Origin of the sequence: Ehrlichia japonica (assembly GCF_000632845.1) — a bacterium.
In the GTDB taxonomy this organism is placed as follows: domain Bacteria; phylum Pseudomonadota; class Alphaproteobacteria; order Rickettsiales; family Anaplasmataceae; genus Ehrlichia; species Ehrlichia japonica.
In genome coordinates this window covers 1,041,262-1,057,540 of sequence record NZ_CP007474.1, presented here as the reverse complement: position 1 = coordinate 1,057,540, position 16,279 = coordinate 1,041,262, and the positions used below count along the sequence as shown (strand labels likewise).

Here is a 16,279-nt window from a genome sequence, read left to right as displayed (position 1 = left end):
AATAGTATTTATATAAAGGTTCTAGTAATATCTAGTGTTGTTATGATATTGTCTATGTAAAATATTTGTAAAGAGGGTATTAGAAAAATTGTAACTTTGGATTTCAAAATTAAATAATTATTTCTGATTAAACATTGTTCCTTATTCTAAACATACATATATAGCCCTTTTATCAGGTAAAATAGGCTATCATTATTTCAATAGTTAGTCATGGAAATGGGTTATTCATCTTCTTTATTTGTTACTGCATCATAATTTACCATTCTAAACCTATCTTTTAACAAAGAAATGGCATGGCTGCTAAATCCAGTGTTGCTTAACGCTACAGCACCTAGCTGTAATCCTACTTCATAAGTTTCGGGAATTAAATAGTGTGCTCCAAGCTCTTTGTATATTTCAACATTACTTAAATCAGGTAATCTTACGATGATTATTATGTGTGGGAAATTCTTTGCAACTAGGGAAATAATCTTTTTTATAGTAACTTCATTGTTAATTGCTACGATTATCATCCGAGCCCGTGATATTGCCATAGACTGTAAAGTATTTAATTTTGTCAAATCCCCAAGATACACAGGAAATCCTTCATCTATTCCGTCTTTAACGATTTTGGGTTGAATATCGGATGCAATGTAATTTACATGTTCAGCAACTAGTACTTTTGCAACCATACGTCCCACTCTTCCAAAACCTACTACTATCACATGTTGATCAAGGTCTTTTGTATCTAAAGTAAGCTCTTGAGAATTTAAAGATATTTTCTTTTTAGTAATTAATTTTGATATCCAGTCTCCTAATGTTGCTAACAATGGGGTGAAAGCCATGGTTACTGTTGTGATCATCATAAGAGTTTGTGCTAGATCACTAGACAGTACGTTTTTCTCTGCTGCAAGGCCAAATAAGATAAAAGCAAACTCTCCACCTTGAGATAGCAATAACCCAGCTTGTAGGGCTGCTGCTAGTTGAAATCTGAAGAACCTACATAATATAAAGATTATAAAAGACTTAAGTGCTATTAGAGATATAGAGGCTAATGTTATTATAGGTAGTTTGTTGAGTACAAACTTGATGTCAATTGACATCCCTACTGTCATAAAAAATAATCCTAATAGTAGCCTTTTGAATGGGAGAACAACTTGTTCCACGTCGTGTCTATACTCAGTTTCTGCAACAAGAAGCCCTGAGACAAACGCTCCTAATGCCATTGATAAATTAAAATTTTCTGTTATAAAAGCTGCGCCTAAAACGATCAATAATGTTGTTGCTATGAAAATCTCATTGCTTTTCATTGCTGCAATAGTGTTAAATAAAGGCCTGAGTAATAATCTTCCTGTAATAAAGATTAAAGTTAAAGCAATTGCTGCTTTTATGAAAGAGTATAGTAATGATACAGGTATACTATGATGTGATTCTCCTGTTAATAAGGGTAATAACACAATTAACGGAACAACTGCAAAATCTTGTAATAATAACACGGCTATTGATAATCTACCAACCTGAGTTGATTGGTACCCCTTTTCTTGTAGTACTTGTAACACTATTGCTGTTGAGGAAAGGGCTAAAGCGCCTCCTATTATAATAGATCCTTTGGAATCTACCCCGAACTTGTTTGAAATGTACCATATTGCTAGTGCTGTTACTATAACTTGTAGAGTTCCAAAGCCAAAGACATGCAATCGCATGGCAATTAATCTTTCAAATGTGAGCTCAATCCCTATTAAAAATAACAGAAAAACTACTCCAAACTCTCCAAGATTCTGTATAATTACAGATGATTCTACTAGATTTAGGCCATGTGATCCTATAAGAGTACCTGCAACAAAGTACCCTAGTACAGGGCTAATATTCAATTTCCAGAATAGAATAACTATTACTATAGCTGCTGAAAGGAGAGTAATTATATCTAATAAGTACTTAGAATCATGCATAGAAATCTCTTAAAAATTAGGTGACAAACTTATAATCTTGAGATTTCCATTTTATGGAACAACCAATACTTGGTTTTTGGTTTTCAGGTGATTTACCTGTCTGTGCAATGAATTTCATAGCATTGAATAGGTCTCTATCTTCTTGCTTACTATTCACTTGATTTCTTCCTGAAGCATCAAATCTTCCTCTGTAACACAATTCTAATTTATTGTTGAATCCGAAAAAATCAGGCGTACATACAGCACCGTAACTCCTTGCAATTACTTGGTTTTCATCTATTAAATATGGGAAATCAATACTATATTCTTGAGCAAACTTGATCATGTTTTCGTATGAATCCTCTGGATAAGTAGTGGTATCATTTGGCATAATTGCTACACTATAGATATTATAATTATTCTTTAGCACATTAACGTCATACACTAAATTGTTTATTATTGTCTTAACGTAAGGACAGTGATTACATATAAACATTATCAATAGCCCACTGCCTTTATGACAGCTACCTAAACTATATAGATTGCCATCTATAGATTTTAATAAAAAATCCCTTGCAATGAACTTTTTATTTACTGGAGGGGTATTGAGCGCTACCATAAACTACATTTCCAAACTATAAATAAGCAAACCTGCATCCTACTTTAATTGTAGAATACAATCTTTTAAAGTCAAATTTAATTATATTGATTTTGACTAAAATTACATAAAGGGTTTTACTACAACCATAATTACGATAACCATTATTAATAAGGTCACTAACTCATTAAGACACTTGAAGTATAATGAAGATTTGGTGTTATTTTTTGTGATAAAGTCTCTTCTATGTTTAAATAACATAATGTGTATTATAAACATTAGTATGACACATGTCACTTTTATCTTGAACCATAAAAAGTAGTATGCTTCTGTAATGAAGGATAAAATTATACCAAGAACTATACTAGAGACCATAGCTGGGTTGATTATGTAGAATAATAGCCTTTTCTCCATGGTGTTAAGTAGATTGTAGCTATCAGAATGTAGGGCAACTTGAGCGTGATATACATATAATCTAGGTAGATATAACATACCAGCCATCCAGGTAACGATTGATATTATATGAAATGCTTCAATCCAGTGTTCGTAATCTATCATTATAAAATCAGTATATGAAAACTCTTTTAAGTATATATTATCTTTTCCAGGATACAATTAGAATATTTACAATAGATATGTAAGTTTTTATCTTATTTCATAAAACCATGACTTTTTAAATAAATATATTTATAAAAGCGACTTTTAAATACTTAATTATTCCAATTTATAATTGAGATTTGTAGGTAAGGATATATATTTTTGATTTTAGTATCGGTGGTATATAGTTTTTTAGGTTTTATGTTGCTAAAACATGAATAGTATTTAATATTATAAAAAATATTTTAAAAAATTTATTACATAAAAATGAAAAAAGATTTGACTTATGTAGAGTTTTTTGTAATAAGCTTTCAAAATATGGTTTTATTGTGAATTGATAAAATTCTTGACTCTTAACTTATTATATAAAAATACCATAGATTATAGTAGTATCGATTTGTTAAGATAAAGTGCATTCTTTGAATATAGTAATTCTGAGATTTGATTGTAAAAACAGAAGAGCCTAAAATAGTAAAAAATAATTAAGAAGTGATACTTTAATAGCTATAATATTTATCGATAATTACGGATACATAAAGTACGTGCTGCCTCTAGTATGTCTTCAACTTGTGGTAATGCTAACCTTTCAAGGTTTGTAGCATAAGGTAATGGAACATCTTTTCCAGTTATTCTTATCATTGGAGCATCCAAATCGTCAAAGGCATGTTCCATGATTAATGCAGCTATCTCAGATCCTATTCCTGAATATGGCCAACCTTCTTCTATACTAATAATTCTATTTGTTTTTTTTATAGAGCGTAATATTGTTTCTGTATCAAGAGGACGTAAGGTTCTTAGGTCTATAACTTCTGCGTTTATACCTTCTTTCTCTAAGAATTCTGCTGCTTCTAGTGCAAGTTTAACTTGTAGAGAAAATGCTGTTATTGTAATATCAGTTCCTTTCTTAACTATAGCAGCTTTACCAATTTCAATTATATAATCCGATGTTAATACTTCATCTGATACTTCGTGCTCATGCCCATATGCGATCTCATTTTCAAGGAATATGACAGGGTTTAAATCTCTTATAGCGGCCTTTAATAGACCTTTGCAATCTGCTGCAAAATATGGAGATATTACTTTCAATCCCGGAATATGTGCATACCATGAAGCATAACATTGAGAGTGTTGTGCTCCTACTCTTGCAGCTGCTCCATTAGGACCTCTAAATACAATAGGGCAATTCAATTGTCCTCCAGACATATAACTGGTTTTAGCTGCTGAATTGATAATTTGATCTATTGCTTGCATAGCAAAGTTAAAAGTCATGAATTCCACAATAGGTTTTAATCCGGCGAATGCAGCGCCTACTCCTATTCCAGTAAACCCGTGTTCAGTGATTGGAGTATCTATGACTCGGTCAGATCCAAATTGGTTAAGTAACCCTTGAGTTACTTTGTATGCACCTTGATATTCCCCTACTTCTTCTCCCATGATTAATACTGTATGGTCACGTTCCATTTCTTCACGCATTGCTTCACATAATGCTTCTCGTACAGTTAAATTTTTCATAATTTAGCAATCTTGATAACAGCCTTGAATAATTATATGTAAAAAAGTACATATGCAAACAATATTGTTTGCTTGTATGGTATTTATTTAAGAAAAATAGGCAAGCAAGACGAATAGTGACTGCATATCCTTACATTAGATAAATAATTTGCTATTACTTATAAATTCAGTTTCCATAATTTGAATATTAATTGTGTAATATAAAGTATGAAGCTTGTTATATTATTTGTACTACAATCAGGGCTAAATGAATTAAAAAATTATATTAAAGTAGGAATGACGTCGATGTTTTTGAATATGTAATGTATATGAGGATTAACATATATTAGTTATATATATTTAAGATATACTTAATAAAATTGTAATAGTCGGAAGAAATTAAAATATATAATTTAGGACACATCGATATCGTTTATATGTGCGTATAAATTAACATGTTATATAACGTTATTTTTACTCATGCTTTGTTTATTGTGATGTTGTTGAATATCACTTGTAGTATTTTCTACAAGGGTATTAGGGGCTTTAATATGATAGTATGATATAGTTCCTATAAGTGCTATTATACCAAGACACAAAATACCTACCATCACTACCTGATTAATTTTTGTTATGTCTGTATAATTTGCAAGAAACCTATTACTAAGTGCATAGTATACTAGAATGATAGATGCTGTGAATAGACTAATGCCTATAACAGCAAAAATCATATTTTTCTTATAGTGATCTTTATTTATTAGTTTATTTGTCTGGGAAGATTTTGTAACTTTTCTCAATGTAGGTATGCCTTGTTGTGCTGTTTTTGTATAATTACTTGTTTGGGGGATAGAAGGGAAGGATTCACATTTCTCTTGTAGGTTTGCTTCTATAGAAGAGGCTCTTGTTATTGGTGTTACAGCGTGTGAAGTAGAAGGTTGTGTCTGACTAGATGTTTTAGTGGTGGGATCTGGTAATGTGTGTGTTGCTTTTTCTTTTAATCTGATTTCTTGGCTTATTTGGGATATTTGTTTATCAAGAGATGATGTTGTTAATTCTGTATCTTGTGTAAGTTCAGTTTGTGGTTTGGTTTTTGAATCAGCTTGTGTAGCAGATGGAGAAGTTTGTATAGTTGGTAGGGTGCTTTTTGATATACTCTTGCTAGGAGTTATGTGTAAGTATATGTTGTATTGACTAAGTGTGCTGTGAATTCTGGTGTCAGTACGTTTTTTAAAAAACATCCGTGAGACAAAATTTGACTCAAGTATATCACACATACTAAATAATATTTCCCTGATCTCAGTCTCAGTATTAGAATCTAAGGGGTAGGACTTTGAGGAACAAGATTCTGCCGTTGAGTTAACTGCAAGTTCGGCTTTTGTTTCTTCTTTTGGTGAAAATTCTATTGATAGTTTCAAGTGTTGTTTTTCATATAAACTACTGAAAAGATTCGCATAGCTGGATACTTGTTTACAAAACTTTTCTTCTGTAAAACTATTAAAATTTACTTTATAAATTGCTGTATGTTTGTTTGTTGTGGATTGATTATGATATTTTAAAGAACATTCTTGCGGATTGGGTAGTGTATTTAATTTTTGATGAGCTACTTGATAATATGTTGTGTCAGAATTATTGTATTGAGTGTTGCATAAATGTTTAATGAACATTGTAGGCAGTGTAGTGGATGTTATTAGGCATGGTGATATTTGATCATTCGATGTTCTACTTTGTGGATTTCTAGTATGAAGTACAGCTAATTTAAGGTCTGTTGGTTGAGCTTCAGGAAATATATTCGTTATTGGGGATGTGTTGTATAAGTTTAGAAAGTAATGAAGTTGTGATATGTCCCTTATGACAGGCAAGTTAGTAGTTAGATAATGGTTTAATTTTTCTATGTCAAATGATATATTGAATGTAACATTAAAAGATAAGGTGAATGATTGCTTTAAGCACACTGTAGAATGTTGCTTTAATTCACCAGCTATAAGCTTATGGAGAACAGATTTTAATGGAGTTACAATTGTTATTTTATCAAAAGAAATTTGTGATAAAATTCTCGTTGCTGATATTGGAATACTTTCTGTTGTGTTATTGATGTGTATTTTAAAACTTAATAATTGTTGTGTTAGTAATAGGTCCTCTGCAGGTAAATCTGAGTTATATGGGAAAATGAAGTTTGCTACAATGTAAAATTGCAAAAAGTTGCATAAAACTTGACAGATGTTACTTGTATTAGTGCGTTTGAGCTCTTCTGTGTTATCTAATGTATAGTGTATTTTTAGCGATTTTTCTAATATTTCGTGTGATATACTGTGCGAAAATTCTGGGAGGATTGACTTTCCTAATTCTGTGATGACGTTAGCAACTTGCTGGTTGATAGGATTAGGTTTTTGTTGTGTTTCTGAGGATGTAAGCATATGAGCTAATAATAAATTATAAAAGAAATAAGTGCCCGAAAGAAGAGTTGAACTTCCACAATATGAAATTACTAGCACCTGAAGCTAGCGCGTCTACCGTTCCGCCATTCGGGCATATAGTAGTTGATTTATTAACAATTGTACTATAATATGTTAATTTTATCAAATTAAATCTTATGGTTGTAGATATATCTAAAATAGAACAGATGCTTCTTGCTCATAATCAAGTTAATGAGAGTACTGTAAATCACATTGTTAGTGATTGTTTATGTGTAGCAGATGGTGGGGAATTGTTTCTGGAAATGTGTGTGTCAGAAGCTCTTGGCTTTGAAAATGGAATTCTAAAATATGCAGATTTTAATTCACATCAGGGATTTGGTTTAAGATCGTTTTGTAAAGAATTGACCACTTTTGTTTGTTCTTCTGAGATTACTGAGCAGGAAATAGTAAATGCTGCAGCTTTAGTAAAATCTATTAACAATAGTAATAACGGTGGGGTTATACATTTAAACAAAACAAAACCTCTACTATATCCTGAGACCAACCCTTTACAAGATATGGCTTTTGATCTTAAAGTAAAACTTCTACGACAAGTTGATGATTACTTGCATAGTAAAAGTCCATATGTAAAGCAAGTGAAAAGTTCTCTTAGTGGACAATGGCAAGTAGTTTATATTATTTTGCCTAATGGTAACAAAGTTTATGATGTTAGGCCACTTGTAAGATTTAATGTGTCTGTTATTTTGGAAAAGAATGGAAGAAAAGAAAGTGGTTCTTCAGGTCATGGTGGTAGAGCTTCCTATGGGGAATTTATTGGTGATGGCAAATGGCAAATAGTTGCTGATGAAGCATTACGTCAAGCGTTAGTTAATTTAGAATCAGTTTCTACTCCTGCTGGTGAAATGACAGTGGTTTTGGGTCCCGGATGGCCAGGAGTGTTATTACATGAAGCTGTGGGTCATGGATTAGAAGGGGATTTTAATAGGAAACAAGTTTCTGCTTTCTCACATTCTATAGGTAAAAAAGTAGCAGCAAAGGGCGTAACTGTTGTTGATGATGGTACAATACCAGGACGCAGAGGTTCTATTAATATAGATGATGAAGGTGTTCCATCAAGATACAATGTATTAATCCAGGATGGAATATTAGTGAGTTATATGCAAGATAAAATGAATGCTAACCTTATGGGTACTACTTCTACTGGAAATGGGCGTAGGCAAAGTTATCAAGATGTTGTGATGCCACGAATGACAAATACATATATGTTGCCGGGTAATTATTGTCCAGAAGAAATAATTGCAAGTGTTAAAAAAGGTATATATGCAGTTCACTTTTCTGGAGGACAGGTAGATATCACATCTGGAAAATTTGTCTTTTCAGCTTCTGAGGGTTATTTGATAGAAGATGGTAAAGTTACACATCCTGTCAAAGGTGCTACAATTATAGGTAATGGTCCTGATGTTTTAACAAAGGTGTCGATGATTGGAAATGACTTGAAACTTGATTCTGGGATTGGCACTTGTTCTAAAGATGGACAAGATATACCTGTTGGTGTAGGACAGCCAACTATTAAAATAGATAGTATTGTTGTTGGTGGGACAGAAATCTAATTTTGAAAATTACAACTGTGTGAGTTTATATAATATTGAAGGTCGTATTATTAGTATATTATATTGCGAAAGGCAAGTTTTTGTATTTTTTCAGTATTTAAAATAATCTAGTATAGTTGATTTTTAATATGGTAAATATATATGAGATTATAGTTATAGGATCTTAATATATATGACTCTGTTTAATCAGTTATGATTTTTTCCCAAGTAGTAATCCTATTTGGGTATGTGTTATATTATATAGAAATACTTCCATTGTATCCAAGTGCCAGCAATAGATCCAGTAGAATTAGATATGACTAATCCATGTGATAATAAATTTGCAGGATATTTTGTTGTTTATAATGTAGGATTGTATGTATATGAATAATTCAGAAATTAGGGTAGAAAATTGTGTGTATGAATGTAATAGTGTTGTGAATAAGTAATGTAAGATTATATAAAACACCTAATAGTAATGAGAGTATAGTAAAAACCATGTACATTACTAACAATAGTATTAAAGGGATAGAATGAATGTTTATTTATTGTGTCTAAAGTGTATTATATCTCCATCTTGTACTACATAGTCTCTTCCTTCAAACCTGATCTTACCAGCCTCTTTACATTTTGCCTCTCCATTATATTTTATGTAGTCATCAAAATTAATGAGCTCTGCTTTTATAAATCCTTTTTCAAAGTCAGTGTGTATTACGCCTGCGGCAGTGCTAGCAGTAGAAAATCTTTTTATTGGCCAAGCACGTGCTTCCTGTGGTCCCAAGGTAAAAAATGTGATCATATCTAGGAGATCATACATTGTTTTGACTACAGATGTTGTACCGGATTCTTGTAAGTTAAATTCAGTTAGAAAAATTTGTTTTTCTTCCTCTGTTTCTAGGCTTGATACATCTGCTTCTAATTTTGCTGATATACAACAAAATTTATTGTGTTTTTTTTCTGCCATAAGTCTTACTTTTTCTGACAAAGCATTACCACTGGTAACGTTGGATTCTTCTACATTGCATACGTACATCATAGGTTTTGTTGTAATAAGTTGTAATTGTTTTAAATCATCACCTAGATGTGTTGCACTTTTTGCCAAATTTCCAGCTTCTAAGATACTTAGTACTTCTAATATACTGTCTAACTTTTTTCTTGGTTCTTTATTACCTTTTACAGCCTTTTCCATTGCAGGTAAACGACGTTTTAAACTTTCAATATCAGCTAGAATTAACTCCATTTCTACAATCTCTGCATCACTTATTGGATCTACAGTTTGATTAACATGACTAATGTTTTGATCTCCAAAACATCGTAGTACGTGAATAATAGCATCTACCTCTCTTATATGACTTAAGAATTTATTTCCTAGTCCTTCACCCTGACTTGCTCCACTAACTAATCCAGCAATATCAACGCATTCTACTTGATTATATATGATTTTTTTAGAGGATGCCATTTTTGCTAATGTTTTTAATCTGTGATCTTGTACTATTGCTTTGCCGATATTTGGCTCTATTGTACAGAATGGATAATTTGCAACCTCTGCTATCATAGTTTGTGTTAGTGCATTAAATAAAGTTGACTTACCTACATTAGGTAGTCCAACAATACCACAGTTTAATCCCATAATAATAATCAATAATCGTAAATTAAGATTGTATCATTAATTACTTACTTATGGTACTCATAAATTATAACAAGAAAATGTTTGTTAATGTTTTTATACTGCATTTGCTGTAATTTGAAAAATGGGAAATAATCTATAGTATTATTTATTTTCATTGTAAGTTACGTGATGTTTATGCTTTTAACTATTAACTTTTATAGATTTTTGTTTATATATGAGGGAATATGAACACTATAAGTTGTGATTAGTATGTTGCATGTCAAATGTAGTGTTGTTTTATTTATACTGATAAGAAATAATGCTATCACTAACTTTGTAAACAACATAGAACTATGGCCTGAGCAGCTATTCCTTCTTCTCTGCCAAGAAATCCTAGTTTCTCTGTAGTTGTTGCTTTGATGTTAATGCATGATGGATCTGCCTTTATAAGAAATGCAATATGTTCTTGCATTTCTAATGCATAAGGCATAATTTTTGGTTGTTCACATATGATAGTTATGTCAGCATTTGAAATAGAATATCCTTTTTTTTGTGCTTTTTTTTGTGCTTCTATTAAAAAGTAGTCGGATTTGATATTTTTCCATTTATTATCTGTATTTGGAAAGTGCTGACCTATACTTCCGCATCCCATTGCTCCTAGTATTGCATCTGTTAAGGCATGTAGTCCTACATCTCCATCTGAATGAGATATGATCTTTTTATGAAAATTGATTTTTATGCCGCATATTGTAATGAATGTATTGATGTTGTGATGGGGTGTATTGTCAAATTTGTGTACATCGTAACCTATTCCAACCTTAAACATTGGTTTATTTATATGTTGATTCATGAGTGATTTTTATTTCAGTTAAAAACGAACTGGTATTCTTATACTATATTTTTACAATTATGAAATTGATTTTTATGCTGCATATTGTAATGAATGTATTGATGTTGTGATGGGGTGTATTATCAAATTTGTGTACATCATAACCTATTCCAACCTTAAACATTGGTTTATTTATATGTTGATTCATGAGTGATTTTTATTTCAGTTAAAAACGAACTGGTATTCTTATACTATATTTTACAAAGATGAATACGTTGTTGTTTTAGAGTGTTGTTCTCATCATAATTTATATATTCTCTATATAAGATTGCTCTGTGTAAATCTTCTATAGTTGTAATTTTAAAGTTGTTATAATCTCCTTCAATCGTCATTATTGGAATATTGTAGTTTATCATGAGGGATGATTCATCTGGGAATTCCCTGTTAGGTTCAGTATTATGTGCAATTCTATGATATAGCAATATATCATTATATTTATATGCTTGTGGCGTTTGAACTGATTTTATAGTATTTCTATCTATGTTTTTGATAACAGTGTTGTCTTCATGTATTATGTGAACAGTATCGATTATTGAGAGCACTGGGATAACTCCTGAATAATGCGTTAGTATTGATTCCATTCTATCTAGCATTTTTAAATCTACAAAAGGACGGCATGCGTCATGTATTATAACAAAGTGTGGGTTTATGCTTTGAAGACTCTCTAATCCAAGACGCACAGAGTCTTGCCTTCTTTTTCCTCCATAGACAGGTGGTAATAATTTGTTATTTTGTATTTTTTGTAAGCAGCTATTATATAGGTGTTGATGATTTTCCCTAATGACTACTTTTACATGACTAATCTTCGGATGTGAGATCATGTGGTTGATTGTACTGCAAAGTATGTTGTCATTACCTATTGGATAATACTGTTTAGGAGTGGTACCCGACCTAAACCTATTGCCGTGACCAGCTGCAACAATTAACAGTATGAACTTATGCATATACTCAATGCTCTTTTATATGATGTTTATAAACTTTCTTTCAAGATTATTTATTTTAGATAATATTATTATAATTACACAACATAAATGTTGTGTAATTAAATTTATTTTTATTAACATGCTGAAATATAATCCTTTACAAAGATTAATAATTGCTATACAATTAGGTTAATATTTTAGTTACTACATATTATAAATTAAATATATTGGCACATTTATGACATCGAATTGTATAATAGATGAGAATACTTAAGGTGATTCCTGATAGACTCTCTAGTGTAGGAAAGTATGTGATTTCGGATAATAGTAAAAAATCATTAACAAGGCAATTATTTTTATTAAATTTTCGTATAAATGTTGTACTTGTGATCCATATGTTGTTTTTAATAATATTGTTTGATGTTACATGTTTACAAAAAAAGCCTCTATATGTTGTTTTAACTACGCTAGGTTTGGTAGCTATATCTTCTATTGCATTGATATATTTACTCTGTAGAAGGTACGTGATAAGTAAAAAAAAGAATGAAGTAGATTTCGAAGTAATGTCTAGCGATATCGAGTCTCTTAGATCTCTACCTCAAGAATATGAATCGTTTGAGAATTTATTGAATGCCACAGATTACTTGGAGAAAAAAAATAGATTGGAATCCATAAAACAAGAAGATTTACTTACTAATAATGGTGTTAATAATATAGCTGATCTTGGAGTTAAGATTGAGAAAAACATACAAGATTTGATGAAACATTATAGACATAGAATGCTTGAAGTATGTAGAGAATTGAAAGATATAGAGAGTGATATATCTCGAGTCACTAAACTACCTATATCCGATCCTAATTTTTTCACTAGAAATGAAGAAACATTAAAAGTTTTATTGGAAACACGCAAGTTAATAAGTAAACAAAGGTATGAAATTGATATTCTAGCAAAGAGCTATTATGAGAGAATATTAACTATAATAACAACTGTTATTAGAATGATAAAATCTTCTCAAGAAAATGACGTGAGTTCTCTTTTTGATAAGGATAGTAGTACTCTGAAAGAGTTAAATGCTGTTTTGATTAAGGCTGAATCTATGTTTCAGAAATTGAATAAGCAAGAGGTCAAGTGTCCTTCGTTTGAGGAGTTATATAGTATTGTATGCTTTATAAAGTCTTTTATCTCAAGTACATTGTATATACCGAAAAAGGATATGGTAGAAGAAGTTGAAAGTGTAGTTAAGGAAAAAGCTAAACAAATACAGAAAGTTATGAAGAGTATATTTTCTGCTTTTAATGATCATGATCATGATGTAGTTAATCAAGAAAATGATGAAACTTTGCTTAAAAAAAATATTTCAGAAAAGGATACGGTACTTGTTGCACAGTTACTCAAATTACAAGATGTAATGTTAAAATTGTGTTTTGTGCAACTTGAGAGATTACATAGTATTTCTACAGCATCTAGTATAGATTGTGATATTAATGTAGCTACATCTGATGTTGTAGTAGGAAGGTTGCAGAATGTATCATTTTATGATACACTAAGTAAGTAATCGGGGTGTTTTTGAGTGATATTTTTACTCTTTCTTTAATGCATACCCTGAGGTGTGATGTTTATTTAATTCATTAATAATTGTGAAATAATATGCTTCTTGATAAAGAATTCAGTAATGTAGATAAAATTTTTAATTGTTATTTTAAGCTTTCTCAGCATAACAAATTAAGGTCGAAACATAATATTTTTTTAGGCATAGGTATATATGTAGCTATGTTAGTTAATCTGATGTCTATTGTGGTGTTGTATCATCATAGTGAATTTTTTCTGCCAATATTTAAGGGTAAATACAAATTATTTAGTGCAAATGTACCTGTTTTTTTTTCAATAGCATTAATTATTGTTATACCATCTTTTATATTATTGTGCTTCTTGATTTATAAGATGCGTACAGCTCAGAACATAACTGAGCAAATTACGGATGAGCTTGATGACCTTATGAGTTCTGCTAAGAGAATTTGTGGCCTTTTAAAGTATGAATTAGATGCAAATAAGGAGAGTGTTAATGCTGTAATGCGTAATTATGAATACTTGGAAAATAAACAGGCTGCTCTTGCGGATAAATATAGTGTTAATTTTAATGAACTTAATGCTGAATGCTCAAGACTTGAGGAATTGCTTTCTCAAACTACAGCTACTGCGAGTAATAAAATTAAAGTAATGCAGGATACAGTTGGAGATATAAAAGAAAAGCTGACTCAATTATCTGTTTATCATAATAGTGCTAGGGAAACAGAGACTCAGTTATATGACTGTATCCTGCGTATATTGAAAGCAGAGGGTGCAACTTTAGAGAAAAAAATACAATTCCTTCAAGAATTGCGTATTGACTTATCAACACCGGCAATTAGCACCGATAGTCTGAAATGTGATGTATGCGTTATTATTGCAGACATAAAAAAGAAAGTACCAAAGCCAAAAATAGCAGCTTCTTTTTTACCTTGGAATAATAACTCACTATATGATTGTATGTGGAGATTCCATGATTATTTGTCAATGCTATCATCAAAGATAGATAAGTGGCAGACCGATACGTGCAACACTGGTTCTATCGTTGATGCTATAAAGGCTCTGGAGGACTTTTGTAGAGATTTTAAAGAAAAAATGGAACTGTGTAGAGGTAGTAATCTGCAGCAATTGAAGGCTATTGGATTTGTACAAGTACCATCACTGCAAATACGTATGCTGCGCTTTTTGCTTGGGAAACGCTCTACTGTTCTTACAGATGTGTGTAGATCTCTTCAGGATTTTGCTGTACAGGGGATTGGTGATCTGGGTAATAGGGGGGAAGATGATAAGGGAGATGATTTTTGCATACTTGGTGATGATAGTACAGCTAGTAGTGATGTGCTAAGAATGGAAGACATTGTAGTAAGTGGAAGTACTCATAGCTTGCATCATTCGTAGTAATAAATATCTCATACTGAAGTATGGGCTGTGGATTGTAGGTTATATTAAAGTATAAAACCTTTTTGATGTTCTTTTATATTTTAATAATTATGCACTTTTCATATAATGTACATAAAGCAGTTTATTAGCTTATTTTTAAATATTATAAAATCAGAATTCTGTTCTTAATGAAGCTTATAATATATCTGGAGTTAATTTTACTGAGTCAGATAAATTCTTTCTCCATGTTTTTAACTTCTTTCTAATTTCATCGTTTTCTAGAGATAAAATGGATGCTGCCATTATAGCTGCATTATATCCTCCTGATGATCCTATAGACATTGTTGCTACAGGTATTCCTTTGGGCATTTGCACTATTGATAATAAGCTATCTATTCCGTTTAAGTTACTGCTTTTTATAGGTACTCCTATGACTGGTATGTGTGTTAAAGATGCTACTAATCCTGGTAAATGAGCTGCTCCTCCTGCTCCTGCTATAATGACTTTGAAGCCGTTGTTTTCTGCGGATTTTGCAAATGTGTAAAGTCTTTCTGGTGTCCTATGAGCAGATATAATCATTACTTCATGAGTTATGTTAAGTTCTTTTAGAATTGATATTGAATTATTCATTGTTGAAAAATCTGATTGACTTCCCATAATGACTGCAACGTTTGTAGTGGTTTTATTGGTTGACATGGTATTTCTCTATAACATCTTGAATAATTGATTTCAGCTTGGGTACGCTATCTATATTAGTTATTGGATCCATTCCATTATATAAAACTGCTATGTAGGGGATATGATGATCAAATGTTATGCCTTTGGTAGTTAAATGTGACAATAGTTTTTCCATGTAACTTTGGGGTACATTATATGGAGTAAAATGTAGATTACCTTGCTTAGATAAGAAGGATAGTAACTTGGTTTTGTCTTCATCTAATGAAATAATGATTGGGTTAATATTCTCATTATCGGTAATAACCTTATTAATTATTGGTAACTTTTTTATGCAGCTACTACACCAAGATGTGTAGATTACTATGACATTTACTTTTGAATCTTTTATTGTTAACATCTCAGACAATGCTGCATCTGAATTAATTTCCTTAATTTGTAATAGCGTATCTGGCATGTTACGCTGTATTTGATAGTAGGAGGATATCTTGTTGATAGTAAGTGCAATAAATAAACAAATAATACAAGTGAAAAATACAAAGTGTTTGTTATTCATAAACGTTACCTATTTATATTTTTATGTATGGCTTTTAACAAGCACTTGGAATTTTACTATATATTATATAGTTGCTTGCTAAAA

Annotated in this window: 13 protein-coding genes and 1 tRNA gene; 3 read left to right on the top strand and 11 right to left on the bottom strand. The window is 31.2% G+C overall.

What is annotated here, in order from left to right; translation table 11 throughout:
* Nucleotides 1-221 precede the first annotated feature (221 nt).
* From EHF_RS04115 to EHF_RS04095, 6 genes are all read right to left on the bottom strand, one after another.
* Nucleotides 222-1,928, bottom strand: coding sequence for a cation:proton antiporter domain-containing protein (locus tag EHF_RS04115; protein ID WP_044195543.1), 1,707 nt, complete (start codon nucleotides 1,926-1,928; stop codon nucleotides 222-224).
* A 16-nt stretch (nucleotides 1,929-1,944) separates the two neighbouring features.
* Complete coding sequence (locus EHF_RS04110; protein ID WP_044195540.1) at nucleotides 1,945-2,526, bottom strand: thioredoxin family protein; 582 nt, start codon at nucleotides 2,524-2,526, stop codon at nucleotides 1,945-1,947.
* A 102-nt stretch (nucleotides 2,527-2,628) separates the two neighbouring features.
* On the bottom strand, nucleotides 2,629-3,063 hold the full coding sequence (locus EHF_RS04635; RefSeq protein ID WP_084475745.1) for a CopD family protein: 435 nt from the start codon (nucleotides 3,061-3,063) through the stop codon (nucleotides 2,629-2,631).
* Between the two features lie 552 nt (nucleotides 3,064-3,615).
* Nucleotides 3,616-4,614, bottom strand: coding sequence for a pyruvate dehydrogenase complex E1 component subunit beta (locus EHF_RS04105; RefSeq protein WP_044195537.1), 999 nt, complete (start codon nucleotides 4,612-4,614; stop codon nucleotides 3,616-3,618).
* 437 nt (nucleotides 4,615-5,051) lie between these two features.
* Entirely contained in the window at nucleotides 5,052-7,007 is a 1,956-nt protein-coding gene (locus tag EHF_RS04100) for a hypothetical protein (protein WP_044195535.1), read from the bottom strand.
* Between the two features lie 32 nt (nucleotides 7,008-7,039).
* Nucleotides 7,040-7,121: transfer RNA gene (locus EHF_RS04095), tRNA-Leu, on the bottom strand.
* Nucleotides 7,122-7,213: 92 nt separating this feature from the next.
* Here EHF_RS04095 and tldD point away from each other — a divergent pair.
* On the top strand, nucleotides 7,214-8,617 hold the full coding sequence (tldD, locus tag EHF_RS04090; protein WP_232228985.1) for a metalloprotease TldD: 1,404 nt from the start codon (nucleotides 7,214-7,216) through the stop codon (nucleotides 8,615-8,617).
* 520 nt (nucleotides 8,618-9,137) lie between these two features.
* Here the strand turns inward: tldD and ychF are convergent.
* From ychF to EHF_RS04075, 3 genes are all read right to left on the bottom strand, one after another.
* Entirely contained in the window at nucleotides 9,138-10,226 is a 1,089-nt protein-coding gene (ychF, locus tag EHF_RS04085; protein ID WP_044195529.1) for a redox-regulated ATPase YchF, read from the bottom strand.
* A gap of 307 nt (nucleotides 10,227-10,533) precedes the next feature.
* A complete protein-coding gene (gene ispF / locus EHF_RS04080; protein WP_044195526.1) occupies nucleotides 10,534-11,055 on the bottom strand; it encodes a 2-C-methyl-D-erythritol 2,4-cyclodiphosphate synthase in 522 nt (173 codons plus the stop codon).
* A gap of 230 nt (nucleotides 11,056-11,285) precedes the next feature.
* Complete coding sequence (locus tag EHF_RS04075; RefSeq protein WP_044195523.1) at nucleotides 11,286-12,038, bottom strand: IspD/TarI family cytidylyltransferase; 753 nt, start codon at nucleotides 12,036-12,038, stop codon at nucleotides 11,286-11,288.
* 239 nt (nucleotides 12,039-12,277) lie between these two features.
* Between EHF_RS04075 and EHF_RS04070 the strand changes: the two genes are divergently transcribed.
* Together EHF_RS04070 and EHF_RS04065 are read left to right on the top strand one after the other, a co-directional pair.
* The gene (locus EHF_RS04070; RefSeq protein ID WP_044195521.1) at nucleotides 12,278-13,573 is read left to right on the top strand and encodes a hypothetical protein; all 1,296 of its coding nucleotides are present in this window, start codon (nucleotides 12,278-12,280) and stop codon (nucleotides 13,571-13,573) included.
* A gap of 92 nt (nucleotides 13,574-13,665) precedes the next feature.
* Nucleotides 13,666-14,982 carry a hypothetical protein gene (locus EHF_RS04065; protein ID WP_044195518.1) on the top strand — a complete coding sequence of 439 codons (1,317 nt, stop codon included), beginning with the start codon at nucleotides 13,666-13,668 and terminating at the stop codon, nucleotides 14,980-14,982.
* A 177-nt stretch (nucleotides 14,983-15,159) separates the two neighbouring features.
* On the opposite strand, the gene purE is transcribed toward EHF_RS04065, so the two are convergent.
* Both purE and EHF_RS04055 read right to left on the bottom strand, forming a co-directional pair.
* On the bottom strand, nucleotides 15,160-15,660 hold the full coding sequence (gene purE, locus EHF_RS04060; RefSeq protein WP_044195515.1) for a 5-(carboxyamino)imidazole ribonucleotide mutase: 501 nt from the start codon (nucleotides 15,658-15,660) through the stop codon (nucleotides 15,160-15,162).
* On the bottom strand, nucleotides 15,647-16,096 hold the full coding sequence (locus EHF_RS04055) for a TlpA family protein disulfide reductase (protein ID WP_232228938.1): 450 nt from the start codon (nucleotides 16,094-16,096) through the stop codon (nucleotides 15,647-15,649). The genes purE and EHF_RS04055 overlap by 14 nt, the downstream gene beginning before the upstream one ends.
* Between the last annotated feature and the right edge of the window lie 183 nt (nucleotides 16,097-16,279).